Source organism: Inediibacterium massiliense (assembly GCF_001282725.1).
Taxonomy (GTDB): domain Bacteria; phylum Bacillota; class Clostridia; order Peptostreptococcales; family Thermotaleaceae; genus Anaerophilus; species Anaerophilus massiliensis.
The window spans coordinates 558430-583596 of sequence record NZ_LN876587.1; the positions used below are offsets into that span (position 1 = coordinate 558430).

General features: G+C 28.2%; 26 protein-coding genes and 1 riboswitch. Of the genes, 23 read left to right on the top strand and 3 right to left on the bottom strand.

The window, feature by feature from the left end:
• Positions 1–71 precede the first annotated feature (71 nt).
• Positions 72–287 carry a DUF3955 domain-containing protein gene (locus BN2409_RS11175; protein WP_053956713.1) on the bottom strand — a complete coding sequence of 72 codons (216 nt, stop codon included), beginning with the start codon at positions 285–287 and terminating at the stop codon, positions 72–74.
• 276 nt (positions 288–563) lie between these two features.
• Between BN2409_RS11175 and BN2409_RS11180 the strand changes: the two genes are divergently transcribed.
• From BN2409_RS11180 to BN2409_RS11215, 7 genes are all read left to right on the top strand, one after another.
• Entirely contained in the window at positions 564–1232 is a 669-nt protein-coding gene (locus tag BN2409_RS11180) for a response regulator transcription factor (RefSeq protein ID WP_053956714.1), read from the top strand.
• 140 nt (positions 1233–1372) lie between these two features.
• Complete coding sequence (locus BN2409_RS11185; protein ID WP_330375441.1) at positions 1373–2245, top strand: sensor histidine kinase; 873 nt, start codon at positions 1373–1375, stop codon at positions 2243–2245.
• A 177-nt stretch (positions 2246–2422) separates the two neighbouring features.
• Complete coding sequence (locus tag BN2409_RS11190) at positions 2423–3190, top strand: ABC transporter ATP-binding protein (protein ID WP_053956716.1); 768 nt, start codon at positions 2423–2425, stop codon at positions 3188–3190.
• Complete coding sequence (locus tag BN2409_RS11195) at positions 3180–4979, top strand: FtsX-like permease family protein (RefSeq protein WP_053956717.1); 1800 nt, start codon at positions 3180–3182, stop codon at positions 4977–4979. The genes BN2409_RS11190 and BN2409_RS11195 overlap by 11 nt, the downstream gene beginning before the upstream one ends.
• Positions 4980–5039: 60 nt before the next feature.
• Positions 5040–6187 (top strand): IS3 family transposase gene (locus tag BN2409_RS16900; protein ID WP_110942847.1). Its coding sequence is split into 2 segments (ribosomal slippage): positions 5040–5301 and positions 5301–6187, totalling 1149 coding nucleotides; the frame shifts between segments, so codons are not numbered across the junction.
• A gap of 49 nt (positions 6188–6236) precedes the next feature.
• Positions 6237–6434: a hypothetical protein gene (locus tag BN2409_RS11210; protein ID WP_053956718.1), complete on the top strand. Its 198-nt coding sequence runs from the start codon at positions 6237–6239 to the stop codon at positions 6432–6434.
• A gap of 110 nt (positions 6435–6544) precedes the next feature.
• Positions 6545–6955, top strand: a complete 411-nt coding sequence (locus tag BN2409_RS11215; RefSeq protein ID WP_053956719.1) for a hypothetical protein — start codon at positions 6545–6547, stop codon at positions 6953–6955.
• Between the two features lie 123 nt (positions 6956–7078).
• On the opposite strand, the gene BN2409_RS11220 is transcribed toward BN2409_RS11215, so the two are convergent.
• Together BN2409_RS11220 and BN2409_RS11225 are read right to left on the bottom strand one after the other, a co-directional pair.
• Complete coding sequence (locus BN2409_RS11220; protein WP_242847955.1) at positions 7079–8419, bottom strand: HAMP domain-containing sensor histidine kinase; 1341 nt, start codon at positions 8417–8419, stop codon at positions 7079–7081.
• A gap of 13 nt (positions 8420–8432) precedes the next feature.
• Positions 8433–9146 (bottom strand): response regulator transcription factor, encoded by a 714-nt coding sequence (locus tag BN2409_RS11225; protein ID WP_053956721.1) that lies wholly within the window; start codon positions 9144–9146, stop codon positions 8433–8435.
• A 179-nt stretch (positions 9147–9325) separates the two neighbouring features.
• Here BN2409_RS11225 and BN2409_RS11230 point away from each other — a divergent pair, with 179 nt between their 5' ends.
• The 16 genes from BN2409_RS11230 to BN2409_RS11305 all read left to right on the top strand — a co-directional run bounded on the left by BN2409_RS11230 (position 9326) and on the right by BN2409_RS11305 (position 25040).
• Positions 9326–10240 (top strand): ABC transporter ATP-binding protein, encoded by a 915-nt coding sequence (locus BN2409_RS11230; RefSeq protein ID WP_053956722.1) that lies wholly within the window; start codon positions 9326–9328, stop codon positions 10238–10240.
• A complete protein-coding gene (locus BN2409_RS11235) occupies positions 10237–10989 on the top strand; it encodes an ABC transporter permease (protein WP_053956723.1) in 753 nt (250 codons plus the stop codon). Before BN2409_RS11230 ends, BN2409_RS11235 begins: the two co-directional genes overlap by 4 nt.
• A gap of 2 nt (positions 10990–10991) precedes the next feature.
• Positions 10992–11729, top strand: a complete 738-nt coding sequence (locus BN2409_RS11240; protein WP_053956724.1) for an ABC transporter permease — start codon at positions 10992–10994, stop codon at positions 11727–11729.
• A 93-nt stretch (positions 11730–11822) separates the two neighbouring features.
• Complete coding sequence (gene rfbA / locus BN2409_RS11245) at positions 11823–12692, top strand: glucose-1-phosphate thymidylyltransferase RfbA (protein WP_053956725.1); 870 nt, start codon at positions 11823–11825, stop codon at positions 12690–12692.
• Positions 12693–12710: 18 nt separating this feature from the next.
• The gene (locus tag BN2409_RS11250; RefSeq protein WP_053956726.1) at positions 12711–13391 is read left to right on the top strand and encodes a glycosyltransferase family protein; all 681 of its coding nucleotides are present in this window, start codon (positions 12711–12713) and stop codon (positions 13389–13391) included.
• A gap of 75 nt (positions 13392–13466) precedes the next feature.
• Positions 13467–14528: a hypothetical protein gene (locus tag BN2409_RS11255; RefSeq protein WP_053956727.1), complete on the top strand. Its 1062-nt coding sequence runs from the start codon at positions 13467–13469 to the stop codon at positions 14526–14528.
• A gap of 140 nt (positions 14529–14668) precedes the next feature.
• Positions 14669–15649, top strand: a complete 981-nt coding sequence (locus BN2409_RS11260) for an NAD-dependent 4,6-dehydratase LegB (protein WP_053956728.1) — start codon at positions 14669–14671, stop codon at positions 15647–15649.
• 20 nt (positions 15650–15669) lie between these two features.
• A complete protein-coding gene (locus tag BN2409_RS11265) occupies positions 15670–16848 on the top strand; it encodes a LegC family aminotransferase (RefSeq protein WP_053956729.1) in 1179 nt (392 codons plus the stop codon).
• Positions 16849–17547 (top strand): nucleotidyltransferase family protein, encoded by a 699-nt coding sequence (locus BN2409_RS11270; protein WP_053956730.1) that lies wholly within the window; start codon positions 16849–16851, stop codon positions 17545–17547.
• 11 nt (positions 17548–17558) lie between these two features.
• On the top strand, positions 17559–18239 hold the full coding sequence (locus BN2409_RS11275) for a NeuD/PglB/VioB family sugar acetyltransferase (protein WP_053956731.1): 681 nt from the start codon (positions 17559–17561) through the stop codon (positions 18237–18239).
• Positions 18240–18254: 15 nt separating this feature from the next.
• Entirely contained in the window at positions 18255–19259 is a 1005-nt protein-coding gene (gene neuB, locus BN2409_RS11280) for an N-acetylneuraminate synthase (protein ID WP_053956732.1), read from the top strand.
• Positions 19256–20425 (top strand): UDP-N-acetylglucosamine 2-epimerase, encoded by a 1170-nt coding sequence (neuC, locus tag BN2409_RS11285; protein WP_053956733.1) that lies wholly within the window; start codon positions 19256–19258, stop codon positions 20423–20425. Before neuB ends, neuC begins: the two co-directional genes overlap by 4 nt.
• Before the next feature lie 89 nt (positions 20426–20514).
• Positions 20515–21669, top strand: a complete 1155-nt coding sequence (locus BN2409_RS11290) for a polysialyltransferase family glycosyltransferase (protein WP_053956734.1) — start codon at positions 20515–20517, stop codon at positions 21667–21669.
• Between the two features lie 28 nt (positions 21670–21697).
• The gene (locus BN2409_RS11295) at positions 21698–22756 is read left to right on the top strand and encodes an N-acetylneuraminate synthase family protein (RefSeq protein WP_053956735.1); all 1059 of its coding nucleotides are present in this window, start codon (positions 21698–21700) and stop codon (positions 22754–22756) included.
• Positions 22753–23553 carry a cytidylyltransferase domain-containing protein gene (locus BN2409_RS11300; RefSeq protein ID WP_053956736.1) on the top strand — a complete coding sequence of 267 codons (801 nt, stop codon included), beginning with the start codon at positions 22753–22755 and terminating at the stop codon, positions 23551–23553. Before BN2409_RS11295 ends, BN2409_RS11300 begins: the two co-directional genes overlap by 4 nt.
• A gap of 154 nt (positions 23554–23707) precedes the next feature.
• Positions 23708–23768, top strand: a riboswitch (Fluoride riboswitch).
• A gap of 81 nt (positions 23769–23849) precedes the next feature.
• Complete coding sequence (locus tag BN2409_RS11305) at positions 23850–25040, top strand: cation:proton antiporter (protein WP_053957725.1); 1191 nt, start codon at positions 23850–23852, stop codon at positions 25038–25040.
• Positions 25041–25167: the final 127 nt, after the last annotated feature.

Below are 25167 nucleotides of genomic sequence, written 5' to 3' on the forward strand. Positions count from 1 at the left end.
TTTTATGATCATTTTGATTATATAGAAATAAATCTTTGATAAAAAAGTTCCTCTTAACATTTATTATATATTTAATCACATTTATTATGGTTACGAGAAAATGATACTATACCTATGACTAATCCAAGAATAATACCAATAGCTATGAAGAAGTAACTTATTGGTATCAAAAAAAATGGTTCTAAAAGAGTACCATCTGGAGCTACTTCTGATCCTATGATATGATAGGTCACTAAACAACTGATCCCTATAATCAATGATATGAAAGACAAAAGATATTTTTTCATTAAAATTCCTCCTTTTTAAGTAAGTCAAATTTTTTATATAAAATGGTATACAATATTTAATTCTATTTGATAGTAACATGTGTTTTTTTTCATTCATATTGATTTTGATGACAGTATTCTTACATTTATGAAAGAATATTTTATACTGAGCACAAAATATGGAGATTTACTAGATAAAGAATGGATAGAAGACTTAATATTTTTATTAAATATACATTTTTGATATAATAAATAATAAGTCAGTAGATAGTTTCAAACATATAGTGGAGGTTAAATATGAAAAAAATTATGATCATAGAAGATACAGAAGCTATAAAAGAAGAGTTAAAAATATTTTTATCTAAGTATGGATATGAGGTGGATGCTCCAGATAGATTTGAAAATATAATAGAATATATATACGAAGCAGATGCTGATTTGATACTATTAGATATTAATTTGCCTGTTTTTGATGGATACCACATATGTAGAGAAGTAAGAAAAAATTCTGATATACCTATCATCATCGTTACAAGTAGAGATAGCGAAGTAGATGAATTGATGAGCATGAACTTTGGTGCAGATGATTTTATTGTAAAACCATATAATACACAAATACTATTAGCACGTATTGCAGCAGTTTTAAAAAGAACCAGTAAAGATCAGTATAAAGACATATTGTTGTATAAAGATATAGAATTAAATCTATCAAATAGTTGTATTACCTATAAAGGAGAAAAAGAGCAGTTAACGAAGAATGAACTAAAGATCCTTTCATATTTGATAAAAAATAAGGGGAATATTATATCAAGAGATGTATTAATGGAATCTTTATGGAATTCAAATGTTTTTATTGATGACAATACATTATCTGTAAATATAACAAGATTGAGAAAAAAACTTGAACAAATAGGTGTACAAGATGTAATAGAGACAAGACGAGGATTAGGATATATCATACCATGAATTTAAGAGATTATTTGAAAGAAAGGTTTTTATACTTATTTATAAACTTCATAGGATTTTTTATTTTGGCTTTTATATTCTTTATATTAGATATTGAAAATAAGATAATATTTTCAATTTTTATCATATGGTTTTTCCCATTGACAAGTTATATATTCATAGAATTTATAAAGTGTAAAAAATATTATGATCATATAGATGATGTACTTCAAAGTCTTGACAAGAAGTATTTACTATCAGAAGTTATGAAAAGATCTACAAGTTTAGAAGGAAAGCTTCTTTATGAAATATTAAAAGAATGTAATAAAGCAATGCATGAAGATGTAAATGAGTACAAAGATCTTCAATTAGAGTATAGAGAATATATAGAGGCTTGGGTTCATGAAATCAAAACACCTATTGCATCAAGTATGCTAATGATAGAAAATAATAAAAGTAAGGTTACGGATAATATCGGTCAAGAAATAAAGAAAATAGATGGGTTTGTAGAGCAGGCCTTATATTATGCACGAAGTAATGATGTGAGTAAAGACTATTTAATAAAAAAATTTAAATTAATAACAGCTATTCATAATACCATTAGAAGAAATGCTAAAGATTTTATTGCTAAAAAGATTAGTTTGGAATTAGATGATGAAATGGATATAGTTGTATATAGTGACATAAAATGGTTGCAATTTATGCTTCATCAAATTATGAACAATTCAATAAAGTATATGCAAGACAATGATTGCAAAATAAAAATATATGCTACGAGTCATAAGCAGAATGTGATATTGACAATTGAAGATAATGGAATAGGTATTTCAGAGAAGGATATTCATAGAGTTTTTGAAAAGGGATTTACAGGAGAACATGGAAGAAAGTACAATACATCTACAGGCATGGGACTATATCTTTGCAAAAAGCTTTGTCATAAGCTAGGGCTAGAAATAAATATTACATCTCAATTGGGAGTAGGAACAAAGGTACATATTGTATTTCCATTGGGGCAATTTAACTTAGAGATTTAAAAAAGTGTGAATTATAATATTTACACTTTTTTATTTTACAAAAGTTATCTTACGAAAATGTAACTTTAATGAAAGAGAATGCAATATGTAATTTTTATATAGTAGATTATAATAACTCTATAAGCAAGCTTTTAAAAGAACAAATGAGTTGTAAATAGCGATATGGAGGAGATGAATATGAGCAATATTTTAAGCGTTGAAAAAATAGAAAAGTATTACGGAAGAAAAGGAAATGTTACTAAGGCATTAGATCATATAAGTTTTAAAGTAGATCAAGGAGAATTTGTAGGGATTATGGGGCCATCAGGGAGTGGGAAAACTACATTGCTTAATTGTATTTCAACGATTGATAACGTAACAACAGGTCAAATTATCATCAATGGGCAAAATATTACACAATTAAAGTCTAAAAACTTAGATCAATTTAGAAGAGATGAGCTAGGGTTTATCTTTCAAGATTTTAATTTGCTAGATACTTTAATAGGATATGAAAACATTGCTTTGGCTTTAACCATACAGGAGAAAGATCCAAAGGAAATAGATGGTTTAATCAAAAAAATTTCACAGGCCCTTGAAATATCATCTGTTTTAAATAAGTATCCCTATGAAATGTCCGGAGGAGAAAAGCAAAGAGTTGCAAGCGCTAGAGCTATGGTCACCAATCCATCCTTAATCTTAGCAGATGAACCTACAGGAGCATTAGATTCTAAATCTGCAAGATTATTACTAGAGAGTTTTGAAAGATTAAACAAAGAATTAGATGCTACTATATTACTAGTAACCCATGATGCTTTTACTGCAAGTTATGTCCGCAGAATTCTATTTTTAAAAGATGGGAAGATTTTTAATGAAATTGTTCGAGGAAAGGATTCTAGAAAGGAATTTTTTAACAAAATTATTGAAGTAGTAACTTTTCTAGGAGGAGATATAGACCATGTATTTTAAACTAGCCATGAATAATATAAAAAAGAGTTTTAAGAATTATGCCATATATTTTATAACTCTTACATTAGCTGTATGTATATTTTATAATTTCAATTCAATAGACAATCAAGCAGCAATGGAAAATATCAATAAAGTAAAGATGTTAATGAAAGCAATATCTTATATTTCTATATTTATTTCTATTATTTTTGGAGGATTAATGCTATATGCCAATAATGCATTAGTCAAAAAACGAAAAAAAGAGCTTGGAATTTATGCTATCTTAGGAATGACAAAGAGAAAGGTATCCCAAATATTGATCTACGAGACTTTAATAGTAGGGGGTATGTCATTAATCATAGGGATACTTATGGGTATTTTACTATCACAAGGTATGTCAGCTCTTACAGGTAAGTTGTTTGAATTTAATATGAGTGAGTATCAATTTATTATATCTATGAGTGCAATATATAAAACCTGTATGTACTTTGGCATCATGTTCATGCTGGTGATGATTTTTAATAAAATAGTTGTGTCTAGACATAAATTAATTGATATGATTTATGCTTCAAAGAAAAATGAAGAGATAAAGGTCAAAAATCCTATCATTTCTGTAATTATATTTATTTTATCATTAATGGTTTTAGGAAGAGGCTATTATTTAGCATGGAAATATTCACTTACTCCTAAAAATATAAATTTTCCAGCATCTATTTTATGGGGAAGCTTTGGGACATTATTGTTTTTCTTTGGATTGGCTGGTTTTATATTTATAGTGCTTAGAAATCGGAAACAAATATATTTTAAACAATTAAATATGTTTGTTATCAAACAGTTTGCTAGAAAGATCAATACAAATTTTATATCTATGTCAATCATATGTCTTATGCTATTTACAACTATTAATCTATTATCATTTAGTTTAATGATGAAATATGAAACGGAAAAAATATTTAAAAATAGTATGTCCTTGGATGCAAAAATTGAGCTTAATATAGATGAAAAGCAGGAAGTGAGAGATATTAAAGAAGCTTTAAAGAGAGTAGGGTTTAAATATAATGATTTTGAGTATGTGGTTTTAGATGATTATGTAACAAATATGAAAATAGCAACTTTACTAAATGACTATGCAAATGAAAATCTAAAAAAAGAGCTGACAGACTATCATGGAATTTTAGGGCTAAGAAAAATATCACAATATAATGAAATGAGGAAATTAAAAGGAGAGAAGCCAATAGATCTAAAAGAGAATGAGATTTTACTCCTAACAAATAATGATGATGAAAACGAAGCAATACAGAATATAATAAAAAGTAAAAAAACAATAAATATAAATAAAAAATCCTATAGTATAAAAAACAATATAGGAATCAAAGGAATAGATAGTCGTCTGATAGCAATAGTAGATGATGATGCCACGAAAAATATGATAAAAACTTTTTCTACTATGGAGATAAAAGCAAATGAAAAAAATAAAGAGAGACTGGAAGAGCAGATTAAAGAGATAAAGACAAAGTTTAAAGATGTATCATATCATTATGACGAGCTTTTCAATCAATATGGCTTTATTATGTATGCAGATACAAAAATGCAAATATATGATGAGGCAAAAGGGGTCATAGGAACCCTTGTGTATATAGGTATATATATAGGCTTTGTATTTCTAATAGCAAGTGCTGCAGTACTTGCCATTCAACAATTAACAGAAGCTAGTGATAGTATCAGTAGATATATTGCATTAAAAAAAATAGGTGTATCAGATGATATGATTAATAAAAGCATATTCGTTCAGGTTGTCCTGCTATACTAAAGTTGTAACACCTAACGCTAGTTTGATGTTATAATTCAAACATAGAAAAGGAGTTGCAAAATGGCGAATAAAAAATATGACCCAGAATTACAAAAGAAAGTATTACGTCTTTATCTTGAAGAAGGTCGGACTGTAAAAAGCTTAACTGAAGAATATAATTTAGGGAATGGTACATTGAGATATTGGTTAAACAAGCACCGTGAAGAATGCAAGACAAATACTGATTTAAAAGAAGAAACAGATTCTTATATTGAAATTCAAAAGCTGCGTAAACAGCTGGAAGAACTTGAAAAGGAGAATCGTTTTCTAAAAAAGGCGGCTGCATTCTTCGCGAAAGAAATCGATTAAAAATTTATGAATTCATAAAAAAATACTGCAATGAATTCGGTTTACGATGGCTATTATCCAAATTTAAATTATCCCCTAATGCCTATTACAATTATCTTAAAAAGAGAACACAAAAATATTTTAAACACAAAGCTCAATTAAAAGAATTAATTGAGACAATTTATCATAGTAAAAATGGTACTGTAGGTTATCGCATGATAGCAGATTTACTTAAATTAAGTAATGTATCATGCAGTTATCCCACGATTTATAAGTATATGAAAGAGCTAAATTTAAAAGCTATAATTATGAAAAAGAAACAAAAATATATAAAAGGAAGTATTCATAAAACTTTTAAAAATCTCTTAAATCAAGATTTTACTGCTTCCAAGCGAAATGAAAAGTGGTGTACTGATTTTACCTATCTTACATTAAGCAATGGTCAGAAGCGTTATAATTGTAGCATCATAGATCTGTATGACAGAAGTGTAGTTGCAACGTTGAACAGTAAATGGATTGATTCAAATTTAGCTATAGATACGTTGAAAATAGCATTAAAAAATAACCTAATCAAAAATAATTTAATTTTGCATAGTGATCAAGGAGCGCAGTTTGCTTCAAAAGAATTCGTAAAATTCTGTGAATCTAAGGGTGTCACACAAAGCATGAGCAAAGCTGGTTGTCCTTATGATAATGCAGTTATGGAACGATTTTATAATACATTTAAAAATGAACTTATTAAACAATATCGTTTTGATACTGATCAGCTTCTCAATGAAGCTGTTAATGACTATGTTTATGAATGGTATAATTTTTCAAGACCACATTCGCATAATCAAGGAAGGACACCCTTCGAAGCTAGGTATGGAAATCAAAACTAGCACATAATGTTACAATTTTACTTGACCAGAACAGGTTTTCATATATTTCATGTTACCCTTAGGATTAGCATGTGTACATTCTGTAGCAGCTTTACAGATTGTAAAGCGATTACAGGAAAATGGAATATTACTCCTTAATATTAAGTTTGTAACTGGGATGATAGCAGCTATAGGGACTATAATAATCTATGGAGGATATGCTTATGCCACGTATTTAGGATATAAAAATATAGTAAGAAATAATTAAAAAATAGCAACTTTTACAATGGTAAATAGTAATTTTGGAAATCACATGAATAATAGGAAAAATTATGTTAATATATAATCAATACAAAAGATTAGGAGTGATAAATATAAATGAAAATAGCTAAAATTATGGAAAGGACTATAGCTCAATCTTTAGAATATATCGAAAAACAACTAAAAACTAATTTGATAGGTCTGGAATGGGAAATTGAGCATATGGAAGATTTAAGAACTATAGAAGGGAATAAAGTTAAAATTTATTTTGGTGTCACTTCATCTTATGGGGGAGTAAACTTACTTTCCTTTATAAGCCATGGAGGCGGATATGTTCCATACTATATTAAATTGACAGAGATGAATGATAATCAAACGCAAGTAATGGTTGCCATAACAGGCACAGAAACTGTATATGGGGATTTTGGAAATAGAAATAGTAATATTGCAGAGCAATTGTTAGAGATGTGTGAAAAAGATTGTACGCATAAATCTTTCAAAGAGAAAGTAAAAAACTTTATGAAATAAAATGATGTGAGTATATGGTTAATATAAGTTATGAATATAGAAATGCTGAAATAGGATATAAAATAGATGAAGAAGCTTAATAAAATAATAAGAGAAACTTTGGAATAATGAAAGTTTCTCTTATTATTTTATCTTCAAAACTATACTACTACCGTTTTCCCAATTTTTAAAATGAATTTTCCAATGATGTACCTTCATAATTTGCTTTACAATAAAAAGTCCAAGGCCATGAGAAGTATCATTAGGAATTTCATTAGAGAAATTTAGATTTTCTAAAATATCATCTTTAAACCCAATTCCGTTGTCTTTAATTTCAATTAAACAACCATCATCTTTTTTTTCTAATTTAATGTAGATATCACATCCCTCTTCATTATGCTTTATACTATTTCCTATAATGTTACAAAGGGCACGTTCAAATAATCTCATATCACCATCGATCATATAATTTTGAGTTTCATTAGAAATGGAAAGTTGTAAGGTATATTTTTCATCAGATAGATTATTTAAATAATCTGCAACTACTTTTCTTATAAGTTCTGAAATATAAAAAGGTTCTATATGTAGAGGCTCCATATCATATTCAAGTTTTACAGTCAGATTCAAATCATTGATGAGTTGTTTTATTTTTTCACTTTGTGACCTTATGATACTAAATTGTTTTCTTTCTTCTTCAGAAAATTTTTCATTATCTTCTAAGGAACTAGAATAGCCCATAATCATAGAAAGGGGAGTACGAATATCATGGGATACGCAAGTAATCCAGTTGTTACGAGCTGTATCTCTCTTTTCTATTAACTTTTCCTGTCTTAAAAGTTCCTTAGAGGTGCCATTGATATTATATGCTAGATCTTTGAATACACCTTTGGGATTAATAAAAATAGGTTTCTTTTTAGCTAGGTTATCTATGCCTTTTATAACTATACGAAGAGAAAGAAAAAAGCGAATTCCAAATAAAAATGTCAGAAGTATAGCAACTGCAAAATTTATGATTAATGAAGCGAATAACCATTTTGCACTATCTTCCATATTTTTTTGTGGTACTTCAAGCTGCAATTTCCAAGCACTATTTTTATTATTTGCAAGGACAAAAAGCCCATTAGGATGTTTCCATACATGAACGGGATAGTCATTTAAATACCATTTACTAAAAGAAGCAATATCGGAAGAAGTATAACTTAATGGAATAGATTTTGGCAAATTTTTACTCCAAACAACTTTTCCATCATCATCTAAAAGCATTGCCCATTTATATTTATGGTCAATCGCAAAGGAAGCTTCATCAGATAATACAAAATTATGATTTTCTTTTATAAGTCCTTGACTAATTTCAGAGACCTTATATTTTGTATTGGCATATTGCATAGATGACGTGATCCATGCAACTAAAACAATAAAATTAGTTAATAATAATAATACGGCAATTCCTCCTGCAGATAGTACATAGCGCATTATTATTTTCATAAAACCCTTCATTTTATTTCTCCAATACGAGCTTATATCCAAGGCCTCTTACTGTTAAAAGATATTTTGGATGAGAAGGCTCTGATTCTATTTTTTCTCTTAATCTACGAATATGAACCATTAATGTATTTTCATATCCAAACAAATTACCATCCCAAGCAGCTCTGCATAGAGCATCAATAGTTACAATATTTCCTTTATTAGAATATAACTTATCTAATAAAGTATATTCTTTAGCTGTAAGGGTGAGTTCTTCTTCTTGTGTTTTTATAGTACCGCTATTTAAATCTATGAATCTATTTCCTAAATAAAAAGCAGGCTTTTTATTTGTTTGTGTGATGTATGGAAAATAGGTTCTTTTAAGGATAATGCTAAGCCTAAGAATGAGTTCCCTAGGAAGAAATGGTTTTGTAATATAATCATCTGCTCCAAGACCCAGTCCTAATAATCTATTTTCATCTTCATCTCTAGCTGATAAAAAAAGTATAGGAAGCATAGAAGTTTCACGAAATTTTTGCATAAGAGAAAAACCATCTCCATCAGGGAGCATCACGTCTAAAATAATAATATGAGGATTGATCTTTTCAAATTGTTCTATGGCCATATGGCAATTTGATGCTATAAATACATTATGAAATTCTTCCTTTAATAAAATACTTTTAACCATTTCCAATAATGGAAGCTCATCATCTACTATTAATATTTTAGAGTTTTTAATATCATCCATATTCAACTACCTTGCCTTTCTGAGTGTATATAGTAACTGAATATATTATACATGAACATTCATTGATCAGAAATTATATTTATAATGTTAAGGTAAATGTAAGGTAAATTTCATTAAGATGTAATGTAGGTGTTTTATATTTTAAGTAAATGAAAATGTATTGAAAGGAGTTTTAAAATATGGAACATATCATTATAACAAATCATCTTTGCAAAAAATATGGAAATGTTTTTAGAGTAAAAGATGTTGATTTAAAAATACAAAAAGGTGCTGTTTATGGTTTTTTAGGTCCTAATGGTGCAGGAAAATCTACAACATTAAAAATGATTTTAGGGCTTGTTCAACCAACAAATGGTGAGATAAGTGTATTTGGTAAAACTTCAAATGATAAAAATAGATTAGAAATTCTAAAAAATGTAGGAAGTTTGATTGAATCTCCTAGCTATTATGGACATTTAACAGGAGAAGAAAATTTAAAAGTTGTTCAAACTCTACGTAATGTACCACAAGAAAATATAAAAAAAGTACTCAATATTGTTCGATTAGAAAATGAAAAAAATAAAAAAGTAAATCAATATTCATTGGGAATGAAACAAAGATTAGGTCTTGCTTGTGCACTACTGAACTTTCCTAAACTTCTTATTTTGGATGAACCTACAAATGGACTTGATCCAGCTGGAATACAAGAAATGAGGGAATTAATATGCTCTCTTCCTAAAAAATATGACATGACAGTTGTGGTATCAAGTCACTTATTAAGTGAAATTGATCAAATGGCAACTACTGTTGGAATTATTAATCATGGAGAACTGATTTTTCAAGATAACCTTGAAGTACTTCATGAAAGAAGTCAACATAAGATTGCAATGAAAACTTTGAATAACAAGGAGGCAATAAATATATTCAGTAGACAAGGTATTTTTTGTGAAGAAAAGAATGACTATTTATTATTACCAAATACTTCTGATTCGTTTATTGTAAGATGTACTAAAGTTTTGTATGAAAATCAGATTATAACCTTGCGTATAGAAGAGCGTCAGAAAAGTTTAGAAGATATTTTCTTAGAGTTAACAGGAAAGACGGTGAGTTTATGATTACAGCACTTTCTATGGAATTTTATAAAATACGTTGTCGTAGAATAGGACTTACTGTATTTATGATCATGGGTGTGCAGTTTATGTGGGCTTTATGGGCAATGAGAAATATGGACGCTCATAAATTATCACAAGGGTGGATGTATTGTATATATATTTTTTCACAAATTAATTGTATCATGATGCCAATTGTAGTGGCTGTTGTAGCATCGCGGTTGAGTGATATTGAGCATAAAGGATGTACTCTTAAATTACTAAAAACTATTATGCCTGATCATCAACTATTTATGGCAAAATTTTTATGTGGTACATTTTATATGATCATTACTGTGATTTTACAGATTGGAATTATGGTTTTTATGGACAATTTAAGAGGATTTACTCAAGAGTTTCCAATTGGTTATTTTTTCTACTATATATTATTTACTTTATTAACGAATTTAACTTTGTTATTGTTACAGTTTATATTTTCTTTACTATTCATCAATCAAATGATTGCATTTATTATAGCAATTGCTGGTGCATTTTTAGGTTTATATTCATTGTTTGTTTCTGAAAATATAGCTAGATTCGTATTATGGGGTTACTATGGTTTGTTATCACCAGTGAGAATAGATTGGAATAGAAGTACCCGTATCTTAAATCTTTATTGGACGTCTATTCCATTAAGAGAATGTTTCATATTACTTGGAGTATTTGTTTTATTATATATTATTGGAAAAAAACTTTTTATAGGGAAGGAGATTTAGATATGCTGGTACGAGCATTAAAAGCAGAACAATTAAAACTTCGTAACTCTCCTATATGGATGGCATTTTTTATCATACCATTTATTTCAGCGGTTATGGGAACCTTTAACTATTTAAACAATACAGAGGTATTAAGTAAAGAATGGTATAGTCTTTGGACACAACATACATTATTTTATTGTTACTTTTGTTTTCCAGCTTTAATAGGAGTTTATTGTTCATACATATGTAGATTAGAGCATATGAATAACAATTGGAATGGTGTTATGACAATGCCAATTAAAATTAGCACTATTTATTTTTCAAAGCTTATTACAGTTATAAAAATCACATTGTGTACACAAATTCTTGTAGGAATACTATTCTATATTTCTGGAAGAATAGTAGGGTTTCATATTCCCATGCCTAACGAATTGTTTTTATGGTTGTTATTTGGTTTTTTTGCAAGTATTGCTATTTCGTCTCTTCAGCTTGCATTTTCACTTGTAATGCGTAGTTTTTCTATACCAATAGGGATTGCTTTGATTGGCGGTATTTTAGGTCTTGTAATTAGTGCAAAGGGATTTGGACTTTATTTTCCATATTCTTTATTTTCAATTGGAATGTGTTCAAACAATCCATCTGGGAATATGGAATATGATATGATTACTTTTATGATTTCCTGCATTGTATTTGTAATGATATTTAGTGGATTGAGCATTTTAAAAATGAAGAGAGTAGGAAAAGATTTTTTATCTTAGACAAAAAATAGATTAATAGATTTTATTAATAATAAATATTATACCCACATATAATTTATAATACTTAAGTTTAAATAATAAATGAGGGATATCATGAAGGGAATTGTATTAGCAGGAGGTTTAGGAACGAGATTATATCCAATTACGAAGGTAATATCAAAACATCTGTTACCAGTATATGATAAACCGATGATATATTATCCCGTATCAGTTTTATTGTGGGCAGGAATAAAAGAAATATTAATTATTTCAAACCCATGGGATTTACATATGTTTAAAACTTTATTAGGAGATGGGAGTCAATTAGGGGTTTCCTTTTCATTTGCGGTTCAAGAAAAGCCACGGGGGATTGCCGAAGCTTTTATAATAGGTAGAGAATTTATTGGTGAAGATAAGGTAGCTTTAATATTAGGTGACAATATATTTTTTGGATACACATTTACAGAGATCGTTCAAAGAGCTACTCTTTTAAAGGAAGGAGCTATTATATTTGGATATTATGTCAAAAATCCCACTGATTTTGGAGTTGTTGAAATAGATTATAGAGGTCAAGGTATATCTTTAGAAGAAAAGCCGAAGAGGCCTAAATCAAATTATGCAGTGCCAGGATTATATTTTTATGATAATGAAGTAGTTCAAATTGCTCAAGATATCAAACCATCTCATAGAGGAGAACTTGAAATAACTTCTGTCAACAAAGAATATTTAAGAAGAGGAAAACTAAATGTAAAAATACTTGAAAGAGGGATAGTGTGGTTAGATGCAGGGACATATAACAGACTTATGGAAGCTTCTCATTTTGTTGAAAGTGTTCAAAAAAAGCAAGGAATTCATATTGCTTGTTTAGAAGAAATTACATATAGAATGGAATATATAGATAAAGAACAGTTACTAGAACTAGCTAAGCCTCTTTTAAAGACGGAGTATGGAAGATATTTGGTAGATATAGGAAATAGATTATAAGAAAAGAAGGAGAAAAGGATGGATTTAAAAAAAATTTGTTTTATAACCTGTGTCAATGATAAACAAAAATATAAGACTGCTTTAAATTATATAAATTTAATAAAGAATGTAGAAGGTATACAGGTAGAAAAAATATGTATAGATGATGCAAGATCTATGACAGAGGCATATAATAGGGCTATGGAAAGAACAGATGCAAAATATAAAGTATATATGCATCAAGATGTTAATATTTTAAATAAAAATTTTATATATGATGTGATCAATATTTTTAAGTCTAACATCAATATAGGCATGATAGGTATGGCAGGGTCTAAAATAATACCCAAAAGTGGCGTATATTCACAATCAAGATTTAAATATGGAAATCTAATGCATATCATTTCGCCAACTGGAAAGAAAATATATTGGAAATTCGGTTATTTTAAAAATGATTATGAAAAAGTAAAATGTATAGATGGATTAATGATGATTACCCAATATGATATTAAGTGGAGGGAAGATCTTTTTACAGGATGGCATTTTTATGATATTTCTCAGAGTATGGAGTTTATAAAGGCTGGGTATGATGTGGTTGTTCCTAAAATGGAAAAAGTATGGTGTGTTCATAACTGTAAAAGACATGATCATCAAACATATAAAGATTATGATAAATATAGAGAAATATTTATTGAGAGGTACATGGATTATTTAGAGTAGATGATGATTAAAGAAACATGGAGATTTGTTTGTATATAATAATATAGAGTATGAATAAACTTAGGGGGGTTCTCCATGGGTCAATCATATGAAAAAAAAGTAGTATGTTTTGCATGTTTAAATGCTTACCATTTGTTCATATCTTATATTTTATCAAATATAAGATATGAAAATGACGACAAAATACTTATCCTTTCAGGTCATTATAGTATTTTAAAAAGGGCATATAATGAAATATTATTGGAGTCTAAAATTTGGAAGCAAGTTATTTTAATAGAAGATAATAGTATAGTGAAAAGAAGAAAACAACTAAATAAAATAAATTTCGACTCTATAGACATTATCCATTACTTTACGTATTCATCTTATAATGTTTTATTATTTCCCTTTGTGAAAGAAAGAACAAAAATAATACTAACGGATGAGGGCGTTATGACATATATTTTTAAAGAGTGTTTAGAATGTAGGAAAATTCAAGGATGGGATATAGAAAAGGTATCGCAGGTTTTAGTTTTAGATAAAAGATTGTATATAAGCACACTGAATAAACCTGTTCAAAATATAGAATTAGAAACGTGTGTGAGGGATAAAGTAAAATTACGCTATATTTGTAAAAAATTAAATAAAATCTTTGGATATAAACATAAGCCTATAAATTCAAACGTAGTTTTTTTTGATCAACCTCTTTCAAAGACAAGAATAATAAATGAACAACAAGAGAAAAAGCTGTTATATACAGTGCTTAATAATTTCATGAAATATAAAGTTTTAGTTAAAAAGCATCCTTCTGATTCTTATGATAAATATGGCAATATAGGTGTTAAAATTATGAATTATCAAGATATTCCATGGGAGCTAGTACTTTTAAATGAATATATAAATAATAAAGCTAATTTATATGGGAAAGTTTTTATATCATATAACTCAGCTGCGTTAATCAATACAAGAATACTTTATAATATTTTTAAAATACCATGTACATCTATTTTTATGTATAAGCTTATCAAACCATCTATACAAAAGTCTGTTTCTGATTTAGCATTTCAAAAATTTATGTATAATTTCAAATCATATTACTCTGAATATATGTATGATATAAATTCCATAGAAGAGATCAAAGATATAATAAAGCTATAGCAAAGATTTATTCTTTGCTATAGCTTTATTATATCTTTGATAAAGAAAAGTTTTATGGATAATTTATGATGAACATTTCAATGTGTATTTGAGTATAAATGTATTAAAAAAAGTAAGGCTTTGCAGATGGGAGGAAAATCATGGAGACAGTTTTAGTTACTGGATCAGGTGGATTTATAGGAAGTCATCTGGTAGAAGAATTAGTAGAAGAAGGATATCAAGTAAAGGCATTTGTACATTATAACTCTTTAAATACATGGGGATGGCTAGAGACAATTCCAAAGCATAAACTAAAGGAAATAGAAATATTTACAGGAGATGTTAGAGATCCAAATGGAGTAAGAGAAGCTTTAAAAGGAGTAGATGAAGTATATCATTTGGCTGCACTGATAGGAATACCTTTTAGTTATTATTCTCCAGATTTATATGTAGATACAAATATAAAGGGAACTTTAAATATACTTCAGGCTTCGAAAAATTTAGATACAAAAAGAATTTTAATAACATCTACTTCAGAAGTATATGGAAGTGCAAAATATATACCTATAGATGAAAAACATCCTTTGCAGGGACAATCGCCATATTCAGCAACGAAAATAGGGGCAGATAAATTAGCTGAATCTTTTTATAGAAGTTTTGATATGCCTATAACAATTGTAAGACCTTTTAATACGTATGGACCAAGACAATCGGCAAGGGCTGTAATACCAACAATAATTACCCAATTATTATCAGGAAAAAAAGAGATAAAGTTAGGTTGTATTACAACTAAAAGAGATTTTAATTATGTAAAAGATACTGTAAGAGGATTTATAGAAATAGCAAAATCAGAGGCTTCCATAGGTGAAGAAATTAATATAGCTAGTGAAAGAGAAATATCTATAAAAGAATTAGCGGATGAATTAATATCTCAAATTAATCCCAATGCAAGAATTATTTGTGAAGAAGAAAGAATAAGACCACAAAATAGTGAGGTCAATAGACTATTGGGTTCAAATGAAAAAATTAAACAGTTAACAAACTGGAGGCCTAGATATTCACTAAGAAATGGATTGTCAGAAAGTATAGCTTGGTTAAAGAATCATTTAGATCGATATAAGGTAGATATATATAATATTTAGTTGCATAAAGGAGATGAATTATGGATAAAGGGATACCATTATCAGTACCTAATTTTATAGGAAAAGAGTCTGAATATGTAATGAAAGCCTTAAAGGAAGAATGGGTATCTACATCAGGCAGTTATATAAATGAATTTGAAATAAAGGTAGCAAATTATTTAAATGTTCAAAGTGCTGTAGCTTGTCAAAGTGGTACGGCTGCTATACATCTAGCATTAAGGCTTACAGGGATCACAGTAGGGGATGAGGTAATTGTACCTACTCTTACATTTATAGCTGCAGTGAATCCAGTTAAATATCAAGGGGGATATCCAATATTTATGGATTGTGACAATAGTTTGAATATGGATATAGAAAAATTAGATGAATTTTGTAAAAGAGAATGTTTATTGAGTAAAGATGGACTAATCAATAAAAAAACAAAAAGAGCAATAAAAGCAATCGTTGTTGTGCATATATTTGGCAATATGGCTAATATGGAAGGGATAATGGAGATAGCCCAAAAATATAGATTAAAGGTTATAGAAGATGCTACAGAAGCTTTTGGGACTTTTTATATAAAAGGAAAATATAAGGGAAAATTTGCAGGAACCATAGGAGATTTTGGGGCATATTCATTTAATGGAAACAAGATTATAACTACTGGTGGAGGAGGTATGTTAGTAGCAAAGGATATATCTTTGTTGAAAAAGGCAAGTTACTTGTCAACTCAGGCTAAGAATGATCCACTATATTATATACATGATGAGATTGGATATAACTATAGAATGACAAATTTACAGGCTGCATTAGGAATTGCACAACTAGAACAGATTGAAAATTTCATAAAAATAAAAAGAGAAAACTATGATACCTATAAAAATGAGATAAAAAAAATTGAAGGTTTAAGCTTATTAGATTTTAACAAGAATATAAGGTCAAACTATTGGTTTTATTCTTTAATGATAGATAAAGAAAAATATGGACTTAACAGAGATGAAATCCTAAAAAAATTGTATAAGGAGAAGATACAAACAAGACCGATATGGGGTCTTATTCATGAACAAAAACCTTATTATGAAAATCAAAGCTACAAAATTGAAAGAGCAAAATATTATATACAAAGAGTTTTAAATATACCATGTAGTACCGATCTTATGAAAAAAGATATTATGACAATAGTAGACATATTAAATCAGAACCATAAAAGAGGGATGTAGATGAATAATCCAGTTGTAATTATGGCAGGAGGAGAGGGAAAAAGACTTGAGCCTATAACAAAAGTATTGCCAAAACCTTTAATACCTATAGGAGATATTCCTATAGCCCAGAGAATTATTAATAGATTTTTAAAGTTTGGATGTACTGACTTTTATATAACCATAAATTTTAAGAAGGATTTAATTAAAGCTTATTTTAATCATATGAAGAAAACCTATGATATCAAATATATAGAAGAGGAAAAACCATTAGGAACAGTAGGAAGTCTATATATGCTTAAAGATAAGATAAAAATTTCATTTTTTCTTAGTAACTGCGATATATTAATAGATGGAGACTATAGTGAAATGTTAGAATTTCATAAAAAAAATAAGAATAAAATAACACTTGTAGCATGTAGCAAGATTTTAACACTTCCTTATGGAGTTATAAAGTTAGATGATAAAGGATTTGTAAAAGGAATAGCTGAAAAACCACAGTATGATTATTTGGTAAATACAGGGATGTATATTTTGGAACCAGAAATACTTGAAGATATACCTAAAAATCAATTCTTTCACATTACGGACTTGATAAAAATATATGTTAATAGAGGAGAGCGAGTAGGAGTTTTTTCTATAAGAGAAGATGATTGGTTGGATATGGGACAGTTTAATGAGTTAAAGAATATGATGCATATGTTAGGTCTAGAAAAATAGAGGTGAAAGATATGTATTGGAACGGTATACCAACTGTTATTTTTGGAAGTGGGGGAATATCTAAGGAAGTATTTCATTTAATTGAAGAAATAAATAGTCAATGTAAAATGAACGTGTTTGATTTTTTGGGATTTGTAGATAATGATAAAAGACAAATAGGCAAAGAGATTATAGATAGATATAAGATTGTTACCAATGATGAAGAGTTTGAAGAATTTACAAAAGAATATCCCATATTGGGAGTAGTAATTCCTATAGGTAATCCAAAGGTGAAAAAAAACATTTATCATAAAATAAAAGATATAAAAAATATCATTTTTCCAAATATTATACATCCTAATGTAGTTCTAAATAGAAATACTATTTTTTTAGGTCAAGGTAATGTGATTACTTCAGGGGTGAAATTGACTTGTAATATAGAATTAGGAAATTTTAATTTACTCAATTTAAACTGTACTGTAGGACATGATGTAAAAATAGGAAATTTTAATATAATCAATCCAGGTTCAAATATATCAGGAAATGTAACTATTACAGATCAGTGCTTAATAGGTACGGGTGCACAAATATTGCAAGGAATTACAATAAAAAATAATACTACTATAGGAGCAGGAGCAGTGGTAATAAAAGATGTAAAAGAGAAGGATGTAGTAGTAGGAGTTCCTGCTAAAAGTATTATAAAAAGGTATTGAAAAGAGGTTGATTTAATGAATAAACAAAAAGTTTTTATAATAGCTGAAGCAGGAGTAAATCATAATGGGGATATTCATTTAGCATATAAAATGATTGATAGAGCTGTAGAGGCAGGAGCAGACGCAATAAAATTTCAAACCTATAAAGCCGAAAAGGTTATTTCTAAATATGTACAAAAAGCAGATTATCAAAAAAAAACTACAAATGATCAAGAATCACAACTAGATATGGTAAAAAAAATAGAACTTTCTTTTGATGATTTTAAAGGCATCAAAGATTATTGTGATAAAAAGAATATAATATTTTTATCTACTCCTTTTGATATAGAAAGTATGAAATTCTTAGAATCATTAGGAATAAAAGCTTTTAAAATAGCATCTGGAGAACTTACAAATCGACCATTTTTAGAAGCTGTTGGAAAAATAAGAAAGAAAGTTATATTATCAACGGGTATGTGCACTCTTGGAGAGATAGAGGCTGCTTTAAATATTCTTACAGAAAATGGGACGAAAGATATTACGATTCTTCATTGTAATACACAATATCCAACTCCTATGCAAGATGTAAATTTAAGAGCAATGAGAACTATTAGAGAAGCATTTAAAAGGGAGGTAGGTTATTCAGATCATACTTTAGGAATAGAAATTCCAATAGCAGCAGTGGCTATGGGAGCTAAGGTCATTGAAAAGCATTTTACACTTGATAAAAATATGTATGGACCAGATCATAAAGCGAGCTTAGAACCAAATGAGTTCAAAGAAATGGTAAAGACTATTAGAAATATAGAGATGGCTTTAGGGGATGGTATTAAACATCCATCAGAATCTGAACGAAAAAATATTTGTTTAGTGAGAAAAAGTATAGTAGCAAATTGTAAGATCAAAAAAGGTGAGATCTTTTCACAAAATAATATTACTACAAAAAGACCAGGAAATGGAATATCACCAATGAGATGGTATGAAGTAGTTAATAAAATAGCAGATAGAGACTATGAAGAAGATGAGTTGATACAGATATGAAAAAAATATGTGTAGTGACAGGCACAAGAGCAGAATATGGTCTTTTAAGACCATTGATAGAAAGAATTAGAAAAGATAAAAATATAAAATTACAATTAATAGCTACAGGAATGCACTTATCACCAGAATTTGATTGTACGTATAAAGAAATCAATAAGGATGGCTATGATATTGATGAAAAAATTGAAATTTTATTGAGTTCAGATACATCTATAGGAATATCAAAATCTATGGGACTTGCAATGATAAGTTTTTCAGAAGCTTATGAAAGATTAAAGCCAGATATTATAGTAGTACTAGGGGATAGATATGAAATATTTGCAGCAGTGAGTACTGCTTATATAGCCAAAATTCCAGTAGCACATCTATATGGAGGAGAAACTACACAAGGGGCATTTGACGAAGGGTTTAGACATTCTATAACCAAAATGAGTTATTTACACTTTACGAGCACAAAAGAATATAGAAAAAGAGTAATACAACTTGGAGAACATCCAGATAGGGTCTTTACTGTTGGAGCAATGGGTATAGAAAATATAAAAAAATTAAAACTATTTTCAAAGGAAGAATTAGAGAAAACGATTGGATTTAAATTTGGGAAAAGAACTGCTTTAGTCACATTTCATTCAACAACTTTAGATGAAAGTTATAATTTTCATCATATGAAAAATCTTTTAGATGCTTTAGATGAGATAGAGAACTTAAAAATTATATTTACTGGATCCAATTCAGATACAGATGGAAGAATGATGAACCAATTGATTCAGAAATATGCAAGTGAAAATAGTCATAAAGCAATTTATTTTATAAATATGGGTTACCTTAGGTATTTAAGTGCTATGAAGTATTCAGATGTAGTTGTAGGAAATTCATCTAGTGGACTTGTTGAAGCTCCTTACTTTAGTGTTCCTACTGTGAATATAGGTGATAGACAAAGAGGAAGAATACAAGGATGTAGTATTATTAATTGTAATCCTAGTAAGAATTGTATTATAACTTCTATTCTAAAAGCATTATCGTCAAATTTTAGAAAAGAATTGATAAATAAGGATAATCCTTATGGAGATGGTAATGTTTCTGAGAAAGTAATGAATATTTTAAAAGATTATTTAAAAATGGAAATTCAAATAAAAAAATCATTTTATGATATAAAAATTTCTTTGTAGTAGTTGGTGTTGAACATATATGAGTGAGATATTTTTATATTTATTAGAATAAGATATATGACAAAATTATATGTGTAGGAGGAGCGCCAGTGAAAAATTGTCAAGAGGAAAAAATGAGTAATCATACAATAGAAAAGGTAGCTGGTAAAAAGGTAGTGTGCTTTGCATGTTTTACCGCACCCAATATATTTAATTCATATATATTGTCAAAGACTGTATATAAAAATGATTATAAAGTATTAATTTTATCTGATTGGAATTGTAAAGAAATATATGAAAGAATTATTAATGGAAATTATATATGGGATAAGGTAATACTTATGAAAGAAGCAGGAGCTAAAAGATATGATGAACGTCTTTTAGAGATTAAAAAGCAACTTATATGTTTAAATATAAAAAATGCTGATATTGTCCATTATTTTCAGATTAATCAAAATTCTTATTTGTTAACACTTTTTGATTATATTCCAAAAAAAACAAAGATTATACAGACTGTTTTTACAGCATCATCTTACTATGTCAAAGAATATTATTTATATGTCAAAAAATTATTAAAAGGGCGTAATATCAAAATTAATATAAATTATGATAGAGTATCCGAGATTTGGCTTTATGATAAGAGATTATATATAGATAGATTATTGAAAAGACCTATAAAAGAGATTAAGATTGGAGAATATTTCCGTAATAAAGCTCTATTGAAAGAATTTTGTTATGAATTGAATATGATATTTGGGTATAAATATACTCCTATGAAATATGATGTTTTATTTTTAGATCAACCTCTTAGAAGGTTATTAGATGAAAAAACTGAAAAGATGATTTTTAAAGAACTTTTAAATGAATTTCAAGGTATGAAAGTTACTGTAAAAAATCATCCTCGTTCTAGTTTGGAAAATAAATATAAGGATTTTCACGTAAAGGTCATTAATGAAAATAAAGTTCCATGGGAAGTTGTACTTTTAAATGAGATTAGAGCAAATAATGTACAAAACAAGGTTTTTGTATCATATTTTTCAGACACCCTGATTACTACTCATCTTTTTTTAAGTAAATTAGGGATTAATCATTATGCTATACGATTGAGAAAGGTAATAGATCAATATAGTAAAATTCCTATTGGAGATCCAAGATTTGAAGATTTTACTTATGTACTAAAAAAATTTTATGGTAAGGATTTTTATGATATAAGTACAGTGGATGAATTAAAAATGAGGGTAAAATGGATAAGGCAACAAAGATAAATCCAATTTATAAAGGGGATTTTAAATTATGAAACCATATATTATTGGGGAAACTGCATATCATCATGAAGGGGATTTTGAGTATTTAAAGAAGATGATTTTAGATATAGGTGAGATGAATTTAAATGCGGTAAAATTTCATTTGTTATTTAATTTAGATAGTTACTTTCAAAAACAACATCCCCTATATAAGCATATTGAAAAATGGATGTTTAGTCAGAAACAATGGAATGAAGCGTTTGAGATTTCTAAAGAAAATAATTTAGATGTAATTGCATTGTGTGATGATATAGAATCTATTCAGTATATTAATAAAGAGCATAAAGATATTAAAGCTATTGAAATTCATTCATCAAGCTTAAATGAATACTATATGTTGAAGGAGGCTTTGAAGTTTGAAAATTTAATCATTTTAGGCATAGGAGGGTCAACTTTAGATGAAGTAGATTTTGCAGTTAATTTTTTAAAGAAAAATGGGAAAAAAAATATATGGCTTATGTATGGCTTTCAATCATATCCAACAAGATATGAAGATGTTAATTTATCAAAAATATTAAAGATAAGAGATTTATTTGATGTGCCTGTAGGGTATGCAGATCACACATCTTTTGATGATAAAAACAATGTAGATATATCCGCTATAGCAGCAGCAATGGGAATTTATGTACTAGAAAAGCATTATACACCTAATATGGGCCAAAAGCGATTAGATTATCATGCGGCTGTAGGAAAAGAACAAATGAAAGCAATACAGATAAAAATGGAGCTTTATTTGAAAGTTTTTGGAGATGGTATGTTAGAGCTTAGTCAATTAGAGCGCCAATATGGAAATGTTGGCCCTATGAAAAAAGCAGTTGTTGCAAAAAGAAATATAAAAAAAGGAGAACGACTAAGTCTAGAAAATCTATGTTTTAAAAGAACAAAAAGGGAAGGCAGTATTATGCAGAAGGATTTTTTAGGGCTAATAGGCTTAGAAGCACTAGTAAATATTAAAGAAGATGAAATGATTGATTATAGTAAAGTGAAATATAAGTTTCATCAAAAATCATATTCAAATTTAACTGGAGGGTTGGAGGAAATACAATGAGAATAGGTTTTATAATCATAGCTAGATTAAAATCAACTAGATTACCATTTAAGGTAATTAAAGATTTAGGTGGAAAAATGGTTATTGAGAGAATTATTGACAGAGCTAAGAAAGTACAAGGAATATCAGAAATCATATTATGTACTTCCATGAATCCACAAGACAAACCATTAATAGAGATTGCTAAGAAAAATGATATTTATTATTTTAATGGAAATGATGTGGATGTTGTACAAAGATTATTAGATGCAGCTAAATTTTTTAGATTAGATTATATTGTAGGAATAACTGCAGATGATCCATTATTTACTATAGATTATTCGAATTTAATAGTTAATGAGATAGAAAAAAATAAATATGATTATATAAAAATTAAAGGGCTTCCATTAGGATGTGCTACTTATGGTGTAAATGTAAAGACTCTTGAGACAGTGTGCAATATAAAAAATGTGATAGATACAGAAATCTGGGGAGCATTAATAGATAGGCCTGAAGTATTTAATATTAAGGAAATAGAGGTTCAAAATAAATTAAAAAGACCGGATTTAAGATTAACTTTAGATTATGAGGAAGATTATGAACTTTTTAGAATTTTATATAATAAATTACAGTACAATGATATAATCAATTTATATGATGTTGTAGATTATATAGACAAAAATCCTGAAATTAAAAAAATCAATGAGCATTGTATACAAGCTACTTTATCTAATGAAAAATTGGATAAGATTAATAAATATTATTTAAAAAATCATGATAAAATTATGAAAATAAAAGAAGAAGTATACAAAAGCTAGGGATCATATTATAATTTGTATTTGGCTTTTATCATAGAAACATTTTTATAATTATATAATGCAATGCGAATAGTTTTTGGAAATGAAGAAAGCACATCTTATATTAAAAAATAATTGATAAAAATTTATTTTAGTAATATAATAAATGAAGAATATGAGAATAGGTGATGGAGTTCGCCTTTAAATGCATTAATGCTGATGACTCCTACAAGTAATATATTTTTATTGCTTGTAGGAGTTTTTTGTATTGTGGGAATCATATTAAAGACAATATTATAGAGAAGGGAAGATTTAAAATGGCTTTAAGTTTGAGTTTGATTATTATTTTGGGGTTGATATTTAACAAAGTGTTTGAAAAAATGAAGCTTCCAGGGCTTTTAGGAATGTTGATTTTAGGCGTGACTATAGGACCTTTTGGCTTCAATTTTATTAGTGAGGATATTTTGAATATATCTTCAGATTTAAGAAAAATTGCTTTAATTGTGATTTTATTACGTGCAGGACTCGGAATTGAAAGAGAAACTTTAAATAAGATAGGAATACCTGCTGTGAAAATGAGTTGTATTCCAGGATTGTGTGAAGGATTTACCATTATGTTTGTGGGAAGCTATTTGTTAGGTATATCTAAAATTGAAGCTGGAATGCTTGGATTTATTATTGCTGCTGTATCTCCAGCTGTAATTGTACCTCAGATGCTCAATTTTATAAATGATAAAAGAGGATATGATAAAGGAATTCCAACCTTAATTTTGGCAGGAGCATCTATAGATGATGTTTTTGCAATTACTTTGTTTTCTACCTTTTTAGGCTTATATGGTGGTAAAAATATAAATATTTTTTCAAAAATATTTGAAATTCCAATTTCTATTTTGTTGGGAATTTTGTTAGGATTTATAGCAGGCATTGTTATGGTATTTTTATTTAACAAGTTTCATATAAGAGATACAAAAAAAGTATTAATATTGATTGGAGTAGCAATTCTTATGACTTCCTTAGAAGATGTATTAAAAGGAATCATACCTATCGCTAGCCTTTTAGGAGTCATGACAATAGGATTTGTGATATTAGAAAAATATTCAAATGTAGGGAAGCGATTGTCTCAGAAATTAAATAAAATTTGGGTATTTGCAGAATTACTTTTATTTATTTTAGTAGGAGCTCAAGTAAATATACATGTTGCGCTACACTTTGGACTGATAGGATTTGTCATTATTTTTATAGGATTAATTGCAAGAAGTATAGGGGTTTTTATTTCTATAAAGGGTACAAATCTAATATTAAAAGAGAAGCTGTTTTGCATTATTGCGTATGTACCAAAAGCTACTGTACAAGCAGCTATTGGAGCGGTACCTTTATCAGCAGGAGTTGATTCAGGAGAAGTGATATTGGCCATTGCTGTTTTAGCTATTATCATTACAGCACCTTTAGGAGCTTTAGGAGTAAAATTAGCAGGAGAGAAATGGCTTACTGTAGATATAATAAAGTAAGGGCCTTTTAAATTGAAATGTTGATAAAACAAATCATTTATATGCATCAAATTATTTTACATTTAAGCTTGTTAAAGAAATACAATCATTCATATATTTCATAATATAAAGCATATATTTAAAGTAG

What these genes read in the sequence shown, in the direction of transcription:
- BN2409_RS11175 (WP_053956713.1), bottom strand. Translation starts at nt 287, where the DNA reads ATGAAAAAATATCTTTTGTCTTTCATATCATTGATTATAGGGATCAGT.
- BN2409_RS11180 (WP_053956714.1), top strand. Translation starts at nt 564, where the DNA reads ATGAAAAAAATTATGATCATAGAAGATACAGAAGCTATAAAAGAAGAG.
- BN2409_RS11190 (WP_053956716.1), top strand. Translation starts at nt 2,423, where the DNA reads ATGAGCAATATTTTAAGCGTTGAAAAAATAGAAAAGTATTACGGAAGA.
- BN2409_RS11195 (WP_053956717.1), top strand. Translation starts at nt 3,180, where the DNA reads ATGTATTTTAAACTAGCCATGAATAATATAAAAAAGAGTTTTAAGAAT.
- BN2409_RS11210 (WP_053956718.1), top strand. Translation starts at nt 6,237, where the DNA reads ATGTTACCCTTAGGATTAGCATGTGTACATTCTGTAGCAGCTTTACAG.
- BN2409_RS11215 (WP_053956719.1), top strand. Translation starts at nt 6,545, where the DNA reads ATGAAAATAGCTAAAATTATGGAAAGGACTATAGCTCAATCTTTAGAA.
- BN2409_RS11220 (WP_242847955.1), bottom strand. Translation starts at nt 8,419, where the DNA reads ATGAAAATAATAATGCGCTATGTACTATCTGCAGGAGGAATTGCCGTA.
- BN2409_RS11225 (WP_053956721.1), bottom strand. Translation starts at nt 9,146, where the DNA reads ATGGATGATATTAAAAACTCTAAAATATTAATAGTAGATGATGAGCTT.
- BN2409_RS11230 (WP_053956722.1), top strand. Translation starts at nt 9,326, where the DNA reads ATGGAACATATCATTATAACAAATCATCTTTGCAAAAAATATGGAAAT.
- BN2409_RS11235 (WP_053956723.1), top strand. Translation starts at nt 10,237, where the DNA reads ATGATTACAGCACTTTCTATGGAATTTTATAAAATACGTTGTCGTAGA.
- BN2409_RS11240 (WP_053956724.1), top strand. Translation starts at nt 10,992, where the DNA reads ATGCTGGTACGAGCATTAAAAGCAGAACAATTAAAACTTCGTAACTCT.
- rfbA (WP_053956725.1), top strand. Translation starts at nt 11,823, where the DNA reads ATGAAGGGAATTGTATTAGCAGGAGGTTTAGGAACGAGATTATATCCA.
- BN2409_RS11250 (WP_053956726.1), top strand. Translation starts at nt 12,711, where the DNA reads ATGGATTTAAAAAAAATTTGTTTTATAACCTGTGTCAATGATAAACAA.
- BN2409_RS11255 (WP_053956727.1), top strand. Translation starts at nt 13,467, where the DNA reads ATGGGTCAATCATATGAAAAAAAAGTAGTATGTTTTGCATGTTTAAAT.
- BN2409_RS11260 (WP_053956728.1), top strand. Translation starts at nt 14,669, where the DNA reads ATGGAGACAGTTTTAGTTACTGGATCAGGTGGATTTATAGGAAGTCAT.
- BN2409_RS11265 (WP_053956729.1), top strand. Translation starts at nt 15,670, where the DNA reads ATGGATAAAGGGATACCATTATCAGTACCTAATTTTATAGGAAAAGAG.
- BN2409_RS11270 (WP_053956730.1), top strand. Translation starts at nt 16,849, where the DNA reads ATGAATAATCCAGTTGTAATTATGGCAGGAGGAGAGGGAAAAAGACTT.
- BN2409_RS11275 (WP_053956731.1), top strand. Translation starts at nt 17,559, where the DNA reads ATGTATTGGAACGGTATACCAACTGTTATTTTTGGAAGTGGGGGAATA.
- neuB (WP_053956732.1), top strand. Translation starts at nt 18,255, where the DNA reads ATGAATAAACAAAAAGTTTTTATAATAGCTGAAGCAGGAGTAAATCAT.
- neuC (WP_053956733.1), top strand. Translation starts at nt 19,256, where the DNA reads ATGAAAAAAATATGTGTAGTGACAGGCACAAGAGCAGAATATGGTCTT.
- BN2409_RS11295 (WP_053956735.1), top strand. Translation starts at nt 21,698, where the DNA reads ATGAAACCATATATTATTGGGGAAACTGCATATCATCATGAAGGGGAT.
- BN2409_RS11300 (WP_053956736.1), top strand. Translation starts at nt 22,753, where the DNA reads ATGAGAATAGGTTTTATAATCATAGCTAGATTAAAATCAACTAGATTA.
- BN2409_RS11305 (WP_053957725.1), top strand. Translation starts at nt 23,850, where the DNA reads ATGGCTTTAAGTTTGAGTTTGATTATTATTTTGGGGTTGATATTTAAC.